This is a genomic window from Pelatocladus sp. BLCC-F211, from assembly GCF_041928655.1.
Lineage (GTDB): Bacteria > Cyanobacteriota > Cyanobacteriia > Cyanobacteriales > Nostocaceae > Pelatocladus.
The window spans coordinates 15,916-37,379 of sequence record NZ_JBHFLM010000191.1; the positions used below are offsets into that span (position 1 = coordinate 15,916).

The following is a 21,464-nucleotide window of genomic DNA, read 5'->3' on the forward strand; positions in this document are numbered from 1 at the left end:
ACTTCTTAAAATATATGGAGGGTTTTACCTCTCGACATAAAATCGGCATAAAATCCTCCATTTTTGCGATATTATCCCGCTTTGCAATAAATTGATTGCTCATAGCTCAAGTCCGTTTTAACGTACTGAAATCAAAATAGAACCCTACGGGCAATCACAGTCACAACCAGGGGATGAAAAATCCACCATTGCCCAAAGCGAGAAACACAGATAGGATCAGGGACAGTTATACTCCCAATCCTCAACCTCTAATTTTTGATTTTTAATTTTTAATTGTTTTCTCTCCCCTGTTTCCCTGACAACAGGGGTTTTTGCTAAGTATTTTTTCCTACTTTTAGCAGTGTTTTTAGTGAAACAAACGCTCTTTTTCAAGAACAAATCCTGAAATCCATATAAATTAATGGTTTCATCTATCCACTTCTGGCTTGAACACTTTAGAATGATTCATTGAAAAGTCGAGCCTATGAGAGTTACAGGAATTTTAAGCAAAAATACTCTCACAGACGGCTTTTGTAAATCTCAAAACAGAGATTTAGGTAGAGATGCGTCAAATGCATCTGTACAAAATCTCAAGTAAACCTCAAGGAGTTTGACATGAATAAAGGTGAATTAGTTGATGCAGTAGCTGAAAAGGCTAGCGTAACCAAAAAACAAGCGGATGCTGTCTTAACTGCTGCTTTGGAAACTATCATTGAAGCAGTTTCCTCTGGTGATAAAGTGACTCTAGTGGGATTTGGTTCTTTTGAATCACGGGAACGCAAAGCCCGCGAAGGACGTAACCCCAAAACCAACGAAAAGATGGAAATTCCTGCGACAAAGGTTCCTGCCTTCTCGGCGGGTAAGCTGTTTAGAGAGAAAGTTGCACCCCCAAAATCTTAGTCAGTGATGTTTTTGTAGGGAAATCTTTTTTGATGCGGCAAATGGCACATGGGGGAAATTTAGCTTGGGCAGCAGCAATAGCTGGCTGTTCCCCTAGTGCTATTGTTGATTTTTCTGCCAGTATCAGCCCTTTGGGACCTCCAAGCAGTGCATTAGTTGCTATTGAGTCTCAACTGGTCAATCTTCGGCACTATCCAGAGCCAGATTATTTTGAACTGAGGCTGGCTCTAAGTGAGTTTCATCAACTTCCGCCAGAGTGGATTCTGCCGGGTAACGGCTCGGCAGAATTACTAACTCTGGCGGGGAAGGAATTGGCAGAATTAGCCGCAACAGCTTTCATAACTCCAGCCTTTGGCGATTACTACCGATCGCTAGCAGCATACAACGCTAAAGTGCTGGAATTTCCTCTTTCGGAGGTCATTGGTCAAGAGTCATTTTTGGTGAGTGATTTGTCATCTATTCTTGACAGAGAACAAATCACCCAGGACAAAGGACTTCTTCTCAATAACCCCCATAATCCAACAGGAAAGTTATTCGCAAAACAAGCCATTCTGCCCTATCTAGAGAAATTCGCTTTGGTAGTGGTGGATGAAGCTTTTATGGATTTTCTACCTCCAGAGCAGCAACAAAGCATAATTGGAGAAGTAGAGAAATACCCCAATTTAGTCATTTTGCGATCGCTCACCAAGTTCTATAGTCTCCCTGGACTAAGGTTGGGTTATGCGATCGCTCACCCTGATCGTTTGCGACGTTGGCAGTCTTGGCGCGATCCCTGGCCTGTCAACATTCTTGCTCAAGCCGCAGCAGTTGCTGTAGTTAATGATCGAAACTTTCAGGAGCAAACTTGGACATGGCTAGAACCAACACGAAACCAGCTGTTTGAAGATTTAGCCCAAATTCCAGGTTTGCAACCCTTGCCCAGTGCTGCTAACTTTTTACTTGTGAAATCACAGTACTCAAGTCTGGAATTGCAGCAACAACTACTCAAGCATCACCGAATTTTGATTCGCGACTGCTTGAGTTTCCCTGAACTTGGCGATCGCTATTTCCGGATTGCTGTCCGCTTATCCTCAGAAAATCAACGTTTATTAGACGCGATCGCTTTAGTCAATAGTCCATAGTCAACAGTCCAATGTTCAAAATTTTTGATTATTGGCCAACCATTCCTTGATGGTACAAGAAAGCGGATTTATCCGTGGAATAAATCGAAAATCCAAAATCCAAAATCCAAAATCCAAAATCGGATGACTCTTGACTACGATGTCGTAATTATTGGTGGTAGTTTTGCAGGGCGTTCTGCTGCCTTGATGGCCACCCAACTCAAAGCTAAAGTTGCTTTAGTAGAACCCAAAATAGATTATGGATTTATTCATCACCAGGTTTTGAGCGAAATCGGCAGACTTTCCCAACGCTTAAGTTATGCTGCTCGATTGGGAATTGGTGTTTCCAAGCCTCCAGATATTTTTTATCCTACAGGTGTCTACAACGGCACAATTAATAGTTCCACGGAAAAAACAGAGAAATTTTCCCAGGAAGATCCTTTCACGACTATATCTTTGGGAAAATCTCAAACACCTGTAGAGTGGTCAGAAGCATTACTCTATGCTCGTGGTGTTAGTTCTAATTTAGAAGAACAAAATTCACCTGCTGTATTAGCAGCTCAAGGTGTCGATGTCATTATTGGTAAAGGACAATTTCAAGCTTCACCCGATTTAGTATTTGTTGTTAATAATCGTTTACTACGCGGACGTACCTATTTATTAGCTAATGGTTCAGTTCCCGTAATTCCAGATATTGAAGGCTTGCAAAAAACTGGTTTTCTGACATTATCGGAAATTTGGCAATCTCTGGCGAGTTCTGCGTCACCTAAGAATTGGGTAATTATTGGTGGTATTCCCCAAAGTATCGAAGTAGCACAAACTTTGGCGTGCCTGGGTTGCGGTGTCACATTAATAACTCATCATCCTTCGATTATCCGTCATGCTGACCCTGAAGTTACTCAAATTCTGCAAGCACAATTAGAAGCAGAAGGTGTGCATATTCTCACAAATACAACAGTGACTCAGGTGCGATTAATAGAAGATAAAAAGTGGCTACAAGCAGGAAACAAAGCTATTGAAACCGATGAAATTTTAGTGGCGATCGCGCAGCAACCGAATATTGAATCCCTCAACTTAGCAGCTATGGGTGTCAAATGGCGTCACCAGCGCTTGGTAGTAAATGAAAAACTACAAACAACTAACCACCAAATTTATGCTTGTGGTGATGTCATCGGTGGTTATGAATTTCCTCACGTTGCTAATTATGAAGCAAGAATTGCTTTAAAAAATGCTTTGTTTTTACCTTTGTCTAAAGTTAATTATCATAGTGTTCCTTGGGGAGTATTTTCTCACCCCAGACTGGCACAAGTTGGTTGGACAGAGACACAAGCAAAACGTCAGTATGGTAAAAATGAAATTATCGTGTTAAGGCAGTATTTTAAAACCTTAGCAGCGGCTCAAATTCAGGAAGAAATCACGGGTATTTGTAAATTAATTGTTCGACGTCAGGGAGAAATTTTAGGGGCTGTGATCTTGGGAGTAGCAGCAAATGAATTAATTAATATTATTGCTTTCGCGATCGCTCAAAAAATTAAAATCAACCAGATAGCAAATTTGGCTGCCATATTTCCTAGTTTTTCAGAAATTTTAGAACAAACCGCTAGACAATGGCATCAGCAAAGATTACAAAATAATACTAAATTGCAAGATTTTTTAGAAAGTTTCTTCCACTTTCGCCGCGATTGGAAAATATAGGAATTCTATCTATTTGATTTTTGTTAAGAGTTCCCTATCTTCATAAATTCCACATAACCTTTAGGTTAAGAAAAGGTTATTAAAAAACAAGATTAATCAAATAGTCAAAAGAACTTATGATATTCCTAGGAAAAATAAATTTATCTGTTTTCTAATTGGGGAAAACTTGAAATAAATTTAATCATTTATGCTCAAGCGAACTTTTCCTTCTTCGGAAGCACTCCAACGCTTTCCCTTCGGTTTAGCAGATATCGCTGTCATCTTGGGAACGTTGGTTTTATTGGCATTAATTGCACGTGTAGGTGCAGGAACATTCGTGAGTTTCGTACCACCGGATGTTGTTCCTGGTGTGAGCCTTGATCCACGTAATCTGCCTTACTATGCTGGGCGTTCGACTCTACGAATGTTTATCGCCCTTTTTTGTTCGATATTATTCACCTTAATCTACGGTTATATAGCTGCCAAAAACCGTCGCGCCGAAAAAGTTCTTGTTCCTTTGCTTGATATCTTACAGTCGGTGCCAGTGCTAGGCTTTTTGTCGATCACAGTAACAGGTTTTATTGCCCTGTTTCCTGGTAGTTTATTGGGGCTAGAGGCAGCATCGATTTTTGCTATTTTTACTAGCCAAGCTTGGAACATGACTTTTTCATTCTATCAGTCGCTGAGAACAGTTCCACAGGAACTGGACGAAGCGGCCAGACTCTATCGGCTATCAGGATGGCAGCGATTTACAAAACTGGAAGTACCTTCAGCAATGATGGGATTGCTATGGAATGCAATGATGAGTTTTGGGGGTGGATGGTTCTTTGTTGCTGCTAGTGAAGCCATTAGTGTGCTGAATCAAAAATACACTCTACCAGGACTTGGTTCCTATGTTGCCGCAGCGATCGCAGCCCAAAATTTACCTGCCTTGGGTTGGGCATTACTTACCATTGCTGTGGTGATTTTGCTGGTAGACCAACTATTTTGGCGACCTTTAATTGCTTGGGCGGATAAGTTCCGACTAGAGACGAGTGCTAGCGCAGAGGTTCCGGAGTCTTGGGTATTTGACTTGCTCAAAACGGCTCGACTTCCCTATTTACTTGGACAGTTACTTACTCCCGTCAGCGAAGCTATCAATCATCTTCTATCATCACTAACTCCACAGCGTCTACCACATCCTAGAGAACAAAATCAGCAAGCATGGAGCGATCGCCTCTACAATTTCACTCTATTAATTGTGATTGGCGCACTGTTGCTCACTGGATTACACTTTATCCTGACAACAGTAGGATTAAGTGAAGTCTTTAAGACTTTTTGGTTAGGGTTACTCACTCTTGGGCGTGTGCTGGTGCTATTAGTCATAGCAACACTCATTTGGACACCTGTAGGTGTAGCGATCGGATTCAACCCAAAATTAGCACGGCTTTTGCAACCCGTAGTGCAATTTTTAGCATCTTTTCCAGCAAATTTTATTTTTCCCTTTGCTACGCTATTCTTCATTCGTAGCCATATCAGCATTAACTGGGGTAGTATTCTGTTGATGTCCCTTGGCGCTCAATGGTACATTCTCTTCAACTCTATTGCTGGAGCGATGAGTATTCCAACCGATCTGCGCGAGATGGCAACAGATGTGGGTTTACGCGGTTGGTTGGTATGGCGCAAATTAATTATTCCTGGTATTTTTTCTGCTTGGGTAACAGGTGGTATAACTGCCAGTGGTGGAGCATGGAACGCTAGCATTATTTCTGAAATTGTTAGCTGGGGACAAACTACACTTACAGCAAATGGCTTGGGAGCATATATCGCTCACGCTACCCAAGTAGGTGACTGGCCACGCATTACTTTAGGAATTGGGATGATGAGTCTGTATGTAGTGGGACTCAATCGTCTATTCTGGCGGCAATTGTACACACTTGCGGAAACTAAATACCATCTTTAAATTTATTCAACAATTATCAAAATTCTCTACACTGATAACTGTTAAAAGGGTTAAGCATGACTGCAACTAGACAAACAACTGATGCAATACTGATTTCAATTGAGCAGGTGAACAAAAGTTTTCCCTTACCAGAGGGTAAAGGAGAATTTACAGTCCTCCGGGATATCAACCTGACAGTGCGAGCAGGTGAAGTTGTAGCATTACTGGGACGCAGTGGAAGTGGTAAAAGTACGTTATTGCGGATTATGGCAGGTTTAATTCCACCTAGTCAGGGACAGGTAATCTGCAATGGTAAGCGTCTACAAGGTGCTAATCAAGATGTGGCTATGGTTTTTCAGAGCTTCGCATTGCTACCGTGGTTGACAGTACAAGAAAACGTCGAATTGGGATTAGAAGCGCGGGGAGTTAGTTTGGCGAAGCGACAGCGACAAGCACTTAAAGCTATTGATTTGGTAGGTTTGGATGGTTTTGAAAGTGCTTATCCCAAAGAGTTATCCGGTGGGATGAAGCAGCGAGTTGGTTTTGCTCGCGCTTTGGTGATGGAACCGCAAGTTTTATTTATGGATGAACCGTTTAGTGCATTGGATGTTCTCACTTCTGAGAACCTACGGGGTGAAATCGACGATCTCTGGAATGCTGGCAACTTTCCCTCTAAAAGTATTCTGATTGTGACTCATAATATTGAAGAAGCAGTATTCTTAGCAGATCGAGTGATTATCTTGGGTGCAAATCCGGGGCGCGTGCGTGGTGAAGTAGTGATTGATTTACCCCGTCCTCATGATCGTACTAGCGATCGCTTCAAAGCTTTGGTTGACTATATCTATACAGTTATGACTAACCCGGAAGTAGAAGTCACTGGAGATGTAGCAGTATCAACACCAAAAGTACCCATCCAACAAGCCAAGTCACCCTATGCCCAAGTATTGCCCTATGCTAGGGTTGGTGGAATTAGTGGTCTTTTGGAATTAATAGTAGAACAACCTGAAGGTACGGAGGATATTCCCCATCTAGCAGAACGTCTACGCCTAGCAGTAGATGATTTGTTGCCAATTCTTGATGCTACAGTGATTCTAGGCTTTGCAACAGTCAATCAGGGAGATGTCAGGCTCACTGATATTGGACGTGACTTTGCTACCACAACTATTTTGCGAAGTAAAGATTTATTTCGGCAGCAAGTTCTGCAAAATGTACCCATGTTGGTCAGCATTGTACAGACTTTGCGAGAAAAGCGTAATAGTTCCATGCGGGCGGATTTCTTTTTAGATTTATTAGATGAACATTTTCCCCACATAGTAGCTGAACGGCAATTTGCCACAGCAATTGATTGGGGACGCTACGCAGAATTGTTTGAATACGATGCGAGCGAAGAGCGACTTTATCTACCAGAACCAGTGGTGACGGAGTAAGGGGAAGATGGGGAGGTGTGATGGTTTTGAGCAATCAAGAATCAACCACTAAGTACTAACAAAAAATCCACTTTTGTTCATAACTTTTTATTTTTTCCTTCGGAAATGGAAACACTACCAATACCTTGTAAAATACCGCGAACAATTAAACCCAAACCCCGACCAATTATTTTTGTGAGTACAAATACAACTCCACTCCCTAAAAAAGATAATAATGATTTCAAAGGAGGAGCGATCGCATCACTCAATTCTAGCCCTAGTGTGACTACTAAAGGAATTCCTGAAAGTTCTTCTAATTCTCGGCGGCGAGGAGCGTAAATAGATGTTTTGGCGATCCCACGTGGAGAAAATACAAATAGCTCGTAGCGACTTTCAAAAATTGCTTTCGGTCCAGTGACTAAGTTTATGACGCGGTATTTCCAAGATAAACTATTTCTAAAGCTTTCTATATCTCGTGTGGAAATAAACTTGCTGTTATAAAAATTCAATTTAATATCTTCTATATCTCCTAGATAATTCAGTAGAGGCTGGATGACAGCATTTCCTACTTGAATTAGCAAGTTTTCTAACAATATCTCTGCATTTTGATTTGCTTCAAAACTTCCCGCAGAAAGATTGGTATTATTAATAGTTAAATCTGTTTGGAATAGTAAGTAAGAAAATAAATCAGAAAACAAGGGTATTTTATTTAAAATTCCTGTTTGTAATACTCCCGGATTACGAGAAATCACATTGAGAATTTCTAATTGATTATTACCAATTTTTACACGAGAGAATTTACCAAAAAAATCCGTAGCTGCTTCTTTCCATAATTCATATAAAATTGCATTTTTAATTTCAGGTAATTGATGAATTTCAATCTGGGAACTACGTAATTCATCCAGAGTATCAGCAACTTTTTGCAAAATTAGATACAGTAATTCTCGTTTTTTATCTGAGCGTAAGATATCTATCTCTAAAGACTCATCTGTAATATTTTGCAAAGGAAATTGCAGTTTATTTATACAAGATGTAAATAAAGTTGCTTGCAAGGCTCTGGGGCTAAGTAGAGAGGGAGTATATGGGATGATGCTGCGATCGCTTGGGAGATTTTCTACAGGTAGTGGTAATTGCTCAAAAATCTGAGATTCAATTTGGTCATTTATTGGCTCAGGTTGCGATGTTGATGTTGTCAATAAATGATTAATCAACCAACGAGCTGCTAATAATTCTCGTTGTTGTCCAGCTAGCACTGCTCTTTCTAATATAGGCTGTCCAGGAATCTGCAATTTTGTTGTTACTGCCGCTAAATTAGCATTTATTTGAGCATTTCCTGACAAACGCCAGTTTTCTAATAGCCGAGTCAGAAAACGGTGGGGAGATGGGGACAAGGGACGATCTGAAGATGGGGGTGATTGCTCTGTTTTTGTGTCATGGAACCCATACCAATAGGTGTCACCGTCTGCGACTGCTTGCATAATAGCAACTAGGTCAGTAACAGGTGTACCTTTAGGACAATAACCGTCTATACCAATCGCCTTGGCTGCTAATAATAGCCCTTGGTCTTGTAAAGAACTCAGCAGCAACACAGGTAAATTTTGATACTGAAATTTGATTTGCCGACATAGTTGTAAACCCAGTTGCTGACTGTTGATCGAGCGATTATTACCTAGTTCTAAGACAACTAAATTTATACTCTTCGGGTCTTGTTGGGCAAGCTCCGTAAGAATCTGCAAGACAGCAGTATTTGTTTGTGCCTCTGATACTACTTGTACATAAGAAAATTCTTCTAGAGCAACTCGTAATCCTAGCCGGAAGATGGGGTCTTGATCAACTAGCAATAATTTCAGAGGGCGATCGCTCATAATCTAAACTATTAAGTGTAACGCTGTTTTTTGAAATCCCAGCTTTGATACTTAAATAATTGTCCCCTGTGTCGCCCAAACAATAGTGAATTCAGAGCAAAATTCTGAATCTTTGGGGAGTGTCAACCAACGTCACACCTTATAAACTCTTCCTTTCCAAGCACCACCTCGTCCTTGCCAATAACGCAGTGCTGAGTCTAAAGTCATTAAATTATAGAGCAAGGCAATTATTGGTAAACAAAAAGCTAACCAAACGGGACATTGATAAAAACGAATCATTGGTAAATAAGCCAAACTCATGAGCAACCATGCTGATAAACCTATGAGTGCAACTAACCAATTTCCTGTCAAAGCCCCGACAATGAAACCCAAAGGTGGAACTATATAAACCAAGATCATGCCGATGATGGTTCCAATTAACAACAATGGCGAGTAGTTGAGTTGAGTAAAAGCTGTACGAGCAACCATATCCCAAATTGGGGACAGTGATAAATAGGGACGTAAGCTGTGAGTTGAAGAACTTAGTCCTAGCCAAATTTTTGAAGAGTGTGGGGAAGAAATTGTATTTTCTTGTAGTTTTGTGCGATCGCCACTATCCTGAGATTGATTAAAACCTGATTTGACAGCATGAGCAAGGGCGCAATCGTCAATTAATGCTTGGCGAATCGCTTGCATACCACCGATGCGTTTGAGTGTTGCTGTGCGTATGAGGATACAACCTCCCGCAGCAGCAGCAGTTGATTTTTTGGGATTATTTACCCAGCGAAAGGGGTAAAGTTTTTGAAAGAAAAACACAAAAGCCGGAATCAGAAGTTTTTCCCAAAAGTTTTCACATCTAAGTCGTACCATCAGGGAAGCAAGTTCTAAATCTTCCTGTTCGGCTTTGGTAACTAATTGATGGAGATTGGCTATATCATGTTCAATGTCTGCATCAGTTAGCAGCAAGTAATCTGGTTCGAGTGTTGCGATCGCTTGATTAATACCTTGTTCCATTGCCCAGAGTTTACCACTCCAACCAGGAGGTAATGATTGGGCAGTAATAACGTGTAATTGTTGATTTTTGTTTAAAGCTTGGGCAGTTTGTTGAGCAATTTCAGCAGTTCCGTCTGTACTTTGGTCATCTATCAAAAAGATAGTAAATGAGCCGGGGTAGTTTTGGCAAAGGAGCGATCGTAATGTTTTTGGCAACAAATCAGCTTCATTACGCGCTGGGATAACTGCACAAACCGATGGGAATTTTTCTAACTGAGTTTCTGTGACATTTAATTGCTGATCTGTACGCCAAAATTGCCCCCACAAAGTTAACAGTCCGCTCCAAATTAATAAAGATAGAAGTACTACAAAAAATAGAATTTCTGTCATAAATAAGTTTGTACAAATATAGATAACTAGTACCGCAAAGCGGAAGTCAAAAGTCAAAAGCCAAAAGTCAAAAGAATTATATTTCGGGTTTTTGCGTCATTTTAAAGGATATATTTATTCTCCCCCTTGTCTCCCTTGTCTCCCTTGTCTCCCTTTTCCCCTTTATTAATAATGCAAGTGATTTTTATCAAATTCTATTTGACCGTATTCAAGTTTAATGATTCGGTCTGCTAGATGAAAATAGCGATCATCGTGGCTAATTGCTAGGACTGTTTTACCTTGTTCTCTGAGTTTTGGTAGGAGTTCTGTGTAAAATATTTCTTTGAATGCTGGGTCTTGATCAGCTGCCCATTCGTCAAATAAATAAATTGGTCTATTTTCTATATATGCTGTCAGCAAGGCTAATCTTTTACGCTGTCCTTGGGAGAGAGAAGTGGTAGAAAGTTTTCCGTTTTTAACTTTAACTTTATGCTCTAACTGTAAAAGCTTGAGGTAATCTTGGATTTTATAATCTAAATCGGAATTTTCTAATCCCCACAGTTCATCAAATAAATAAAAATCAGCAAACACTACCGAAAAATGCTGGCGATACCATTCGCGATTTTGTTCGCTAATTAACTCTTCATCGAGTCTGATTTCTCCAGTTTCAGGTATATAAAGTCCAGTAATCAGTTTAGCTAAAGTTGATTTACCGCTACCGTTTCCCCCAACTATAAATACAAGTTCTTTAGGATAAATTGTCAAATCGATTGGGCCTAAAATAAAGCTACTATCTTCTTCTGCTGTGTGATAAGTATGAGTTACATGTTTGAGTTGTAAGCTATGCCAAGAAGTCTTAACAATGGCTGGTGCTGTTGATGTTTCGGCTCGACTAGCAAGAGATAATCCTAAAGATTCTATTTTGTGTAATGCAATGCTGGCTTTGCTTAACTCAGGTAATTTGCTGATAATATTGTCCATTGGCAGCATCAAGTAGGTGAGGGTTAAGATGTAGCCAGAAAGAGTTTGAGGATTAAGAGTAAGTATATTAGGCAGGGCAAAGATCACAAATCCCATTGCAAAAAAGAAAACAAGTTGACCCCAGCTAGTAGTGATGGCAAAAAATGTCAGACCACCAACATTGTGAAGACGATAGGTGGTAGCAGTGGATTTGAGTTTTTTCTCTAGGAAGGCTTGCCGTCGCTTATAGTGTAGTTTTAGTTCTTTAATTCCTTCAGTGATAGTACGAAAGTCTTTAAATAGTACATCTTGGTCATCACGCGCAAGGGCTAGCAATTTTTCTCCCCTATTTAGTAGCCACTGACAACTGGCAATTGCCACTACTGCAAGTCCTGCAACCATTACCAATACTATCCAGGATAACCAGATGATGTATACTACACAACCTAAGATGATCGCCAAATTCATAAATAGGAAAGGCATCTGGTAGACGCCATTAGCAACCGCCTGCACATCTTCTGTTAGGGTTGCTAATAGTCGGGGGCTTCCTAGCCGTTCTAAATGACTCAACTCAGAGGAAAGAATTTGGCGACTCAAGCGCATCCGTAACTGCAAAACTGCATTTTGAGATAGGCGAATCAACATCACTTGAGATACAATACTGGTAACAAGTGCAACTATCGCCAGCCCGATAAAAGCCCAGATTATACTTATAAAAGACGAACTCAGGTTACGACTTGCAGTATTACTAATTAAGGCAATAAGACCAGCACTGCTACCACCACTGAGGAATCCAGTCGCGATCGCGATCGCCACCATACCCCAAGAAGAACGCAGCAGAAAATAAATTAAATTCATGATAATTTTTACACGCTTCTTCAGTTAGCGCTTCTAGGGGAGTATTTTTATTTTGTTTTTTGATTTTATACCATTTCACTTTTTCGATGATACAAATACATTGGTTGGGAAGTACAGCTCTACGCCCCTACAGTAAATTCAATATGTATCAGGATTCAACGCCAGGTGGCTTTGCTTTATACCAGCGAATCCATCCACGGTATTAGCTCCCCTCCTTAAGATTTACTAAATTTTTGTTTTCCGTTCCCTCGTTGCGTTAGCTTCCCGCAGAGTAGAGGGTTCCCAAAGGGTAGGATAGAAGTCAGGGATTTTATTGTTGTCTTATTGTTAACAAATTATTTACAATTGGTATTTGCAGCTTGTAAATAACGTTGAAGAATACATTCTTGTCTTTTAAGTATATTGTTTTCTTTCAGCAGATAAATACTCAGAATTCCTAGAACAGCTATAGCTATAATTTTTGGATTGATTACTTTTTGATAATGATTTAAAGTTTTTTGAAAAATTGATTGATTAATATTAATGTTGTTTTCTTGATATTTTGTGTTTTCTGAAAAATTACTTGACAATTGCTTGCCTAAATTTGATGAACTATATTTCGGTTTTGATTCTAAATTAAGGTTTTGACTCCAGCAAGGAAAACTTTTTCCTTGCTGAAAACCATAAATTTTGACTTTTTTAATGGATTCAGACTTTAAACCAATTATTTCTTGACGTACATATTTGACTAGATTTTGTTGATCTGGTATCTGAAGAGATTCTAATCTTACCTGTAAGTATCCGTTTTTAATAGTAACTTTTGCTATGACATTTTTTAGTTGTAGTTGGCTGTTCATTAGAGATGTTATAGCTTGGACATCTCCTTGCTTTGCAAGTTGAAAAATATTTGCCTGTGTCATAAATAGTTATATTGAATAGCTCAAAATATATAGGATTCCTATTTTATTTTTGGAAAAATTCCGTACATTTTGACCTTAAAGATGACCATCTGCTTTCCCTATTGACTATTATCTAACTCTACCTTGTAAGTTCATGAATCAAATCCAATTGCTATAGCTATTGCATCAAACATAACTTGATTGCTCAAATTATTTCCTCGGTAATTTCACCAAAATTTTAGATAAAAAGAGAATATTAATTAGTATCGCTAATTAGCTTCGTTAGATACTTAATAAACATAGATTTAATATAGTATGTATAAAAATTATAAATATTTAATTACTATCAATAGCATATTGTTGAGCAAAATCTCGATGAATTTGATATTGTATAATTTTTTGTTGAGCCATCCCATAATTAGAACTGCTGTATGGTACAGTCTTCAAAAGTGCGATCGCGTCGTCCCAATTTTCGACAACTATCTTCCACTCGTCTTCAGATTGTGCTAATTTTGCCAGCTTTGCTGTACGTTTGGCTTGGTTAATTGCTTTGAGATAATTATCTTTTGGTTGGGCTTCCTTAGCAGTGAGTGTTGATGGATTTTGAGCAGATATACTTTGTTGAAATTCTGGCAATTTAGCAAATGAATATATCCATAAAGCCACCAAGGGTATCAAAACAAATGTAAATATTTGTCTGGATGTCTTACTATATTTATGATTAAAGCTGAAGAAACCCGATTTCTTCTTAACTACTTGTTCAGTTTTTGGGATTTCAGTGACATCGACTTGTGAATGCGGACTATTACTTGGAACTGTATCCGCAACAGGAACATTTAAGTTTTCGGTTTCCACACTAACACTCTTACCAAAAACCAAACGACACTTAAATAAATACTCGATCTGATAAAAAGCAGCAGCACTAATCAACCAAATAATTGCAAAAACCGCTTTGATTTTGCTGTAATGTTGACCAGATTCGGCAATCACTTGACTATAGTTCAACTGAAATAAAGGTAAAAGAGGAGTACAAATCACAATAGCTGTCAGTGTAGATAAAATAAGTACCAACCAGCTATATAAACTTTCTCTCCAACTGACTAATCCAGGGAAAAATCCTTGAGTTACATTGATCTTTTCTCCTGGGATGCTGGGAAGAAAGCGACTGAAAAAAAAGTGATGTAGAAAAGCGATCGCTGGGATGGGTAATATCAGTGTAAATATCGTCAACATTGTTGCTGATTCTGGTCTTTGTGACCATTTAGCTAAGTTGAACCATAAGTCCTGATCACGCTTGATCATGGTGATAAATCCAGCCATGACTACCGATAGAATCAAAGCGTTCAGCCATGCATTCGGGTGAGGGAACCATTTGAGTGATTTAAATTTTTTCATATTTGGAACAAGAGTTTAGGGGTGTAGGGGTGTAGGGTATAAACTATGTAGACTTTATATAGGCTGTTACTTTAACATCTTTATTGCCAAAATGTTCACCTGTATGGTAGGAAGTAATGTGTTTTTCTTTGTGTCTTAGTGTCTTAGTGGTTAAAAATAGACTTTTGAACCACCAAGCCACCAAGACACGAAGCTGAAAAGCCCAATCCAAAATTGTTTGGCTTGTTTACCAAGTTACCCAAAATCTTTGTAGAGACGTTGCAATGCAACGTCTCTACATTATTTTCCCAATTATTTTCCCAGAGGTCTATTAAACACCTTTAATAGTTTCCAATAATTCCTTAATAGTGTAGGGCTTCGGTAAAAATGCTTGCACATGAATACCAGCAGTTTCTAAAAGCTTTTGGTTGGACTTAAGTCCGCTGATAGCAATAATTTTAACTTTTGGATTCATTCGTTGCAGAACGCGAATAGTGTTTAATCCATCTATCGACGGCATTTGTATATCCATTAACACCACGCTAATTTCATCTTTGTGTTCGACGTAGAGTGAGAACGCCTCAACACCATCACTGGCTATGAGGACTCTGTAATTGAACTCTTCTAGCGAGGTTTTGGCAACATCTCTAACTAATGCTTCATCATCCACAACCAGAATTAATTCGCCGTTTCCCAAGTCCATCTGGAAATCATCAACTTCTCCTGTTACCGATGTGTCAATAGCTCTCAAGTACAGCTGAAATTGGCTACCTTTACCTACTTGGCTAAACACATTTACAAAACCCCCGTGGTTCTTGATGATACCAATAACCGTGGCAAGCCCTAATCCAGTGCCTTTACCCAGTTCTTTGGTTGTGAAAAAGGGTTCAAAAATCCGCTCCAGTACGTCTTGTGGTATACCGCATCCCGTATCCGACACTGTGATCACCACGTAGTCACCTACGTTTGCCTCTAGATTTATCCTGGTATAGTTTTCATCCACACGGAAATTTTCAGCAGAAATAGTCAGGATTCCTCCATTAGCCATAGCATCACGAGCATTTACACACAAGTTCATCAACACTTGATGTATTTGTGTGGGGTCTGCCGAGACAGCCCAAAGATTTGGTGTAGCTATTTGAGTGCGGATTTCAATTGATTTAGGAAATGTACTTTTAACAACCTGCTCAATTTCCTTAAGCAGGTGTTTTGGTTGTAGAGGCACGAGTTTCCCTTCCGCACCCCGTGCAAACGACAGAATTTGCTTGACCAGTTGGGCCCCGCGTTTAGAACTGCTTTCTAATATTTTCAGTAGTTCCCGATTTTGCTGATCAAGGTTGGGAAATTTTAGTGGCAGCAGTTGAGCAACTGTCAAAATAGGTGTCAGTATGTTATTCAAGTCATGGGCAATACCGCTTGCTAGGGTACCTAAACTCTCTAGCCGTTGTGCGCGATAAAACTGTTGCTCTAGTTGTTTTTTCTCAGTGATGTCGGTATCAACGGTGAGGATGAATTTTGGTTGTCCCGTTTCATCGCGCACCAGTGTCCAGCGGCTAGAGACGATGATTTCTTGTCCCGATTTTGTGGTTTTATTTAGTTCGCCGTGCCATTCTCCTTGCTCAACAACAGTTGTGAGCGCTTCTTGTACAGATGGTGATATTTCCTTGTATAAAAACTCGCGATAATCTTTATTGAGTACTTCTGCTGCTTGCCAGCCATACATACGCTCGGCGCCGGAATTCCAGTATAAGATACGACACTCTAAATCGCGAACCAAAATGGCATCGGTAGTGACATCAAGCAGGGCAGCTTGTTCACGGATTTTCTCTTGGGCTTGTCGCTGCTCAATCAAGTCAGCAGCCTGACGCGCTAGCAAATCCAGAAAACGCAGTTGGCGATCGCTCGGTCGGTGATGGTTGTGCCAATGGGTTGAAAACATGCCGATGGGTTTGCCGGAACGGGAAATCAAGGGGGTTGATTGCGCCCAAATATACCCTGCTTCTACGTGCATTCGCAGAGAACCATCCGGGTCAGCACTATTGGGTACATCGAAATCAACAAAGGTGCGAGTGTTCGTTGCCAGCGCAATACCACAGGGCGTGTTTGAACTGGCGGTGACGCGATAGAAATGCTCGGTCATCGTTCGGTCAAAGCCCTGAGTAGCAAGCAGCACCAGTTCTTGCGTCGCTTCATCCAGAATTTGCAAACTACCCCCATCCGCCCGCATAAGTGCGATCGCAGCCGCTACAATCTCGTTGTAAAGCACCTGAATGTTGGCTTCGGAGAGTAGCCTTGCACTCAAGTCACGCAACAATTGCGTATCTTTCAGGTCTGCCGCCACGGCTACTTCAGCGCGGGCGCGTTCGACCGCCGCCCAAGTGCGATCGGCTACTTCTGAGGCTAGGGTCACTTCGTCCTGCGTCCAAACTCGCGGTTCAGCCATGTGGACTGCTAGCCCTGCAACAAACTCGCCGTCTTTGATCAGAGGTATGCCGATGTGGGCAGCAATTTCGATTGCGGCGTAGGCGGCTTGTTGATCCGGGGACAGGTTGGGATCGGCGGATATATCAGGCTGGACGACGGTGTGACCAGAGAGGTAGGCCGCGATGAGACTCTGACCGAAGGCATCAATCGGGTAAATGCCCGCGAGAGCATCAGCCCCGTTGGCGTAATCGCGCTCTACTACATAATCAGAGCCGCGCACCTCGAAGTATGCCACACGGTTCGCACCGAGATATTCACCCAATATCCGGCTGGCGATCGCTTGCAATTCCACCGGATCAGCCAGTGGGCGGAGCGCGTCGGACAAGGTGACGAGGAAAGCGTCGCGCTGGGCAGTTCGGCGGATGATTTCCTCGGCTCGTTTGATTTCGGAAAGATCGTAGAAGTAACAAACCACGCCGTAGCTGCCGTCTGGCAAGGTAATCCGGTGGATTTGCCAGTCGTAAGCCTGGATTTCTTCAATGTTTGCCCGTGGTTCGACGATCACTGGCGAATAGTAAGACTCGCCCGTGGCAAGTGTGTGGCGGAAGCGATTAATCGCTTCGGTAGCAAATGGCTCTTGCCAGATGATCCGGAGAATTTCAGCAAAATCGCGCCCCATCAGGGGATCGATGTTGCTGAAGGCCGCTTCCGCCCCTTGGTTGATCTGTTGCAGGCGAAATTCTCCATCAATCAGATAGATTCCGAAAGGCGCGTTTTCCACCAACGCAGAAAACATCTCTTGATTGTGGCGCAGGGCTGCTTCAGCGCGGGCGCGATCGAGGCGCGGGAAAGTTCGATTCGCCAATTCGCGCACCAACTCAATTTCGTCATCGTGCCATGTGCGCGGAACTATATCATGAATAGAGAATAGGTATTTCCACTCGCCATCCTTGTGAAACGGCACGCTGATGAACGACAGCACCCCAATCTCAGCATTAGCTTGGGCATTTGTGACTGGGTTAGTTTGCGTGTTGTCGCTAACAATGGTTTCTCCGACACGAACGCGGCGGTGGAAATCCTCACTCACCTGCTCGGAAAGGCAAATCCTGTCGGGTAGGCGCTCCACAGTTTCTACATTCCAGCGACCGAGATATATCACCTCATCCCTAACTTCGTCCACTTCGCAAAAGTTACAGTTGGTCACGTTGAGATAAGCGCAGATTCTCGCCCCTATTGCTTCTATAATCTCCTCAGAAGAGGACAGACGGGAGAAATTCTCGGCGATTTCGGCTAAGAAAGCATTGTTTGCTTCTCGACGTTTGCGATCGCTAATATCAAAAAGCATCCCCACCATCCGCACTGCTTGACCGGATTCGTCGTAAAGTCCTCGACCCCTAGCCATCAACCAGTGATGGCTACCATCAGGATAAATCACCCGATATTCAGTTTCGTACTCAGTCTCGGTATTAAAAGCATGGTTAATTACTTGCTCAACTTGGTCGATGTCTTCAGGATGAACGCGATCGCGCCACGTCTGATAGCTAGGCTCAACAGAGTTGGGTACATAGAACTTGATATCTGCTATCAGCCTCTTATACTGATATAAATGCTTCAATTAATTTGATTTGCTTTGGTGACTTTTGGCTTTCTCTAAACCATCCTGAATGAGTATGCGAATTTTCTGAGCTAAGGATAGTTGACACCAGAATTTATCCTTTGAGTATGCTTGCTCAATTTCTTCTTTTAAGCCTTCAATATCTACCGAAATTCGCTTTGACATAACATATTTTTTTATCTTTTCATAAATTAACAAAAAAAGTACACCTTGAGTTGAGATAATTCATTATGATTCACAGAAGTTCATTTTGCTTCAAACAAAAATACAACACAATAGAGAATTACTGATGATATTCATTAGTTCTCAATACTTCTCCTGGATGATGAAAAATTTACCAAGACTTAACGGGAGCGTTAAAGCCCTTGAGGGACAGGCGCACAGGGTAAACCAAAACTAAAAAGCGCAAGGAAGCGGATGCAACGCCCTTCCTGTAGCAACGGTTTAGAATCCCCTCGGATGCAACGCCAGGGGAGAGGTCAACTACTTTTATTTACGGTAATTAAGTTGTGATTAACGCCGATAATCACCTTGTCAGCATCTACAGCTAATAAATATGCCAGAATTTGCCGGAGAATTACCCATCCGCGAACCAGTATGGAATGCGATCGCATCTATTAAAAATATCCAACGTCAACAGCAAAATATAGATTTTGATTGTGGTGTTGGTCGCCTGTCTCTCTATATAGTTGCTTCTAACCTCATCCGTGTACGCTTTTCGCCCACAGGAGAATTTAGACCCAGGCGTGATTGGGCTGTAGTACCCAAAGATCAAGACTGGGCTATTGTATCTTTTGATATTCAAGAAACAGCCGATCAGGTAATTATAGAAACTGCAAAAATTCGAGTATGTGTCCAGCGTCATCCTTGTCGAATCCAATTTTTTGACAAAGCCGGTCGTCCTTTTGCCCAAGATACAGGTTTAGGGATCGGTTGGCGACAAATGGGAACAGGTAAGTCTCTAGTTGCTTGCTGGAAACAGATTGAGGCACAAGAAAATTATTATGGTTTTGGGGAACGTGCAGGATTACTCAATCAAAAGGGTAAGCGTCTCACCAATTGGACAACCGATAGCTTAGATTACAATGTCCAAACCGATGCAATGTACCAAGCCATTCCGTTTTTTATGGCGTTGCGTCCGGGGATCGGCTACGGTTTATTTTTTAACACAACTTTTTGGAGTCGCTTTGATGTCGGTGCTGATCAACCAGATATTCTCCGCTTGGAAACTCTTGGTGGAGAACTGGACTATTACATTATTTACAGTCCCGAACCCGCAGAAATACTTCATACTTACACCCAATTAACAGGGCGAATGCAACTACCGCCACAATGGGCGCTGGGTTATCATCAATGTCGTTGGAGTTACGATTCAGAAACAGAAGTTCGCCAATTAGTACAGCAATTGCGTCAGCGTCGGATTCCTTGCGATGTGATTCATTTAGATATTGACTATATGTTTGGCTACCGGGTGTTTACGTGGAATCCGCGACGGTTTCCAGACCCACAGAAATTGCTGAGTGATTTAGCACAGGATGGTGTCAAAGTAGTCACTATTATTGATCCGGGAGTGAAATTTGAACCACAAGCAGATTACGCCGTCTATGATCAAGGGCTAGAAAAGGATTACTTTATTCGCAGGGCTGACGGTAAAGTCTTTCATGGTTACGTTTGGCCTGGGCGGGCTGTTTTCCCGGAGTTTTTGCGACCGGAGGTGCGTCAGTGGTGGGGAGATTTCCACCGTAACTTAACTGATGTTGGCGTGGCTGGGATTTGGAATGATATGAATGAACCAGCCATGAACGATCGCCCCTTTGGAGATGAGGGAGGACAAAAAATATTTTTCCCGATGGATGCACCTAGTGGCTCACCAGATGAACGCACCACTTACAGCGAAACTCATAACTTGTACGGTTTAATGATGGCTCGTGCGTGTCGAGAAGCGGTGGAAAAATTGCGAGAGCGATCGCGTACTTTTGTCTTAACCCGTTCTGGTTACGCAGGTGTACAGAAATGGTCGGCGGTATGGACAGGAGATAATCACTCACTTTGGGAATATCTGGAAATGTCCCTACCCATGCTCTGTAATTTGGGCTTATCTGGTGTAGCTTTTGTCGGGGCAGATATTGGAGGATTTGCGGGTGATGCTACGCCAGAACTGTTTGCGCGGTGGATGCAGGCGGGAATGTTGTATCCGTTTATGCGCGCTCACTCGATGATTAACACCAAGCGCCATGAACCTTGGGAATTTGGCCCGCAAGTAGAAGAAATTTGCCGTCAATATATTGAACTGCGTTACCAATTACTACCTTATATATACACTTTGTTCTGGGAAGCAGCGACCACAGGCGCACCTGTTTTGCGACCTCTGCTTTATGATTATTTTGAAGATCCCAAAACCTACGAGTTATACGACCAAGTACTTTTGGGTTCATCCCTGATGGCTGCACCCGTCTACCGACCAGGGGTAGAAAAACGCCTAGTATACCTACCCGCAGGAACTTGGTACGACTGGTGGACAGAGGAATGTTACCAAGGCTCAACCTATATTCTTGCTGATGCACCAATCGAAAAAATGCCTATGTATATCCGTGCTGGCTCAATAATTCCCCTTGGCCCGGTAATGCAATATGTAGGCGAATCGCCCTTAAATCAACTCCGGTTGCGAGTTAGCCCAGGTACAGGCGAATGGACACTGTATGAAGACGACGGACATTCCTTTGCATATCGTGATGGCGCTTGTTCAACTACAACCTATCGGGTGTATATGGAAGATACACAAACAATCGTAGAAATTCAACCCAGACAAGGACAATGGACTCCTCACCCGCGTCACATCGTTGTTGAGGTGGTGGGTAAAGGAGAGCAAGAATTTGCAGATGATGGTTCTGCACGTCGTCTAACTTTTGCTTAATTTGTTTGTAGTCGGCGCTTCAGCGCTGAAGCGCTTACTACAAACTATATTATTTTTTTGACACTCTGCGCTCTGAAGAGACGCAGATTCTCGCATCAGATTCAGCAACAGCCGAATCCAAATGGGCATTGTCAAGATGCCTCTAGACGCTCAGACCTGCTACCGATGCGATACAGGCGTTGCGGTTACTTATTCACTTTGAGGGCGACTTCCGTTCCGAGTTCACAACGCTCTGCTTCCTGCCATTACTTGCTC

Annotated in this window: 14 protein-coding genes and 1 pseudogene; 6 read left to right on the plus strand and 9 right to left on the minus strand. The window is 41.7% G+C overall.

Annotation, left to right across the window (positions count from 1 at the left end; all coding sequences use genetic code 11):
- The first annotated feature begins 594 nt into the window (after window positions 1–594).
- From ACE1AT_RS22770 to ACE1AT_RS22790, 5 genes are all read left to right on the plus strand, one after another.
- Window positions 595–879 (plus strand): HU family DNA-binding protein, encoded by a 285-nt coding sequence (locus ACE1AT_RS22770; protein ID WP_009457351.1) that lies wholly within the window; start codon window positions 595–597, stop codon window positions 877–879.
- A 32-nt stretch (window positions 880–911) separates the two neighbouring features.
- Window positions 912–2,000 carry a threonine-phosphate decarboxylase CobD gene (gene cobD, locus ACE1AT_RS22775; protein WP_374872486.1) on the plus strand — a complete coding sequence of 363 codons (1,089 nt, stop codon included), beginning with the start codon at window positions 912–914 and terminating at the stop codon, window positions 1,998–2,000.
- 123 nt (window positions 2,001–2,123) lie between these two features.
- Complete coding sequence (locus tag ACE1AT_RS22780) at window positions 2,124–3,674, plus strand: dihydrolipoyl dehydrogenase family protein (RefSeq protein WP_374872488.1); 1,551 nt, start codon at window positions 2,124–2,126, stop codon at window positions 3,672–3,674.
- Window positions 3,675–3,861: 187 nt separating this feature from the next.
- Complete coding sequence (locus tag ACE1AT_RS22785) at window positions 3,862–5,595, plus strand: ABC transporter permease (protein WP_374872490.1); 1,734 nt, start codon at window positions 3,862–3,864, stop codon at window positions 5,593–5,595.
- A gap of 56 nt (window positions 5,596–5,651) precedes the next feature.
- Window positions 5,652–7,001 (plus strand): nitrate/sulfonate/bicarbonate ABC transporter ATP-binding protein, encoded by a 1,350-nt coding sequence (locus tag ACE1AT_RS22790; RefSeq protein ID WP_374872492.1) that lies wholly within the window; start codon window positions 5,652–5,654, stop codon window positions 6,999–7,001.
- A 77-nt stretch (window positions 7,002–7,078) separates the two neighbouring features.
- On the opposite strand, the gene ACE1AT_RS22795 is transcribed toward ACE1AT_RS22790, so the two are convergent.
- The 9 genes and pseudogenes from ACE1AT_RS22795 to ACE1AT_RS22835 all read right to left on the minus strand — a co-directional run bounded on the left by ACE1AT_RS22795 (window position 7,079) and on the right by ACE1AT_RS22835 (window position 18,460).
- Window positions 7,079–8,845 carry a DUF3685 domain-containing protein gene (locus tag ACE1AT_RS22795; RefSeq protein WP_374872494.1) on the minus strand — a complete coding sequence of 589 codons (1,767 nt, stop codon included), beginning with the start codon at window positions 8,843–8,845 and terminating at the stop codon, window positions 7,079–7,081.
- Between the two features lie 132 nt (window positions 8,846–8,977).
- On the minus strand, window positions 8,978–10,207 hold the full coding sequence (locus ACE1AT_RS22800) for a glycosyltransferase (RefSeq protein WP_374872496.1): 1,230 nt from the start codon (window positions 10,205–10,207) through the stop codon (window positions 8,978–8,980).
- Window positions 10,208–10,372: 165 nt separating this feature from the next.
- Complete coding sequence (locus ACE1AT_RS22805) at window positions 10,373–11,965, minus strand: cyclic peptide export ABC transporter (RefSeq protein WP_374872514.1); 1,593 nt, start codon at window positions 11,963–11,965, stop codon at window positions 10,373–10,375.
- On the minus strand, window positions 11,922–12,083 hold the full coding sequence (locus ACE1AT_RS22810) for a hypothetical protein (protein ID WP_374872498.1): 162 nt from the start codon (window positions 12,081–12,083) through the stop codon (window positions 11,922–11,924). The genes ACE1AT_RS22805 and ACE1AT_RS22810 overlap by 44 nt, the downstream gene beginning before the upstream one ends.
- A 256-nt stretch (window positions 12,084–12,339) precedes the next feature.
- Complete coding sequence (locus ACE1AT_RS22815) at window positions 12,340–12,903, minus strand: hypothetical protein (protein WP_374872500.1); 564 nt, start codon at window positions 12,901–12,903, stop codon at window positions 12,340–12,342.
- Between the two features lie 315 nt (window positions 12,904–13,218).
- Window positions 13,219–14,277, minus strand: coding sequence for a hypothetical protein (locus ACE1AT_RS22820; protein WP_374872502.1), 1,059 nt, complete (start codon window positions 14,275–14,277; stop codon window positions 13,219–13,221).
- Between the two features lie 310 nt (window positions 14,278–14,587).
- On the minus strand, window positions 14,588–17,065 hold the full coding sequence (locus tag ACE1AT_RS22825) for an ATP-binding protein (protein WP_374872516.1): 2,478 nt from the start codon (window positions 17,063–17,065) through the stop codon (window positions 14,588–14,590).
- Window positions 17,066–17,368: 303 nt separating this feature from the next.
- A pseudogene (locus ACE1AT_RS22830) lies at window positions 17,369–18,295 on the minus strand (PAS domain-containing protein); the annotation flags it as partial.
- On the minus strand, window positions 18,296–18,460 hold the full coding sequence (locus tag ACE1AT_RS22835; protein WP_374872504.1) for a hypothetical protein: 165 nt from the start codon (window positions 18,458–18,460) through the stop codon (window positions 18,296–18,298).
- Between the two features lie 391 nt (window positions 18,461–18,851).
- Between ACE1AT_RS22835 and ACE1AT_RS22840 the strand changes: the two genes are divergently transcribed.
- Window positions 18,852–21,209, plus strand: a complete 2,358-nt coding sequence (locus ACE1AT_RS22840; protein WP_374872506.1) for a glycoside hydrolase family 31 protein — start codon at window positions 18,852–18,854, stop codon at window positions 21,207–21,209.
- Window positions 21,210–21,464: the final 255 nt, after the last annotated feature.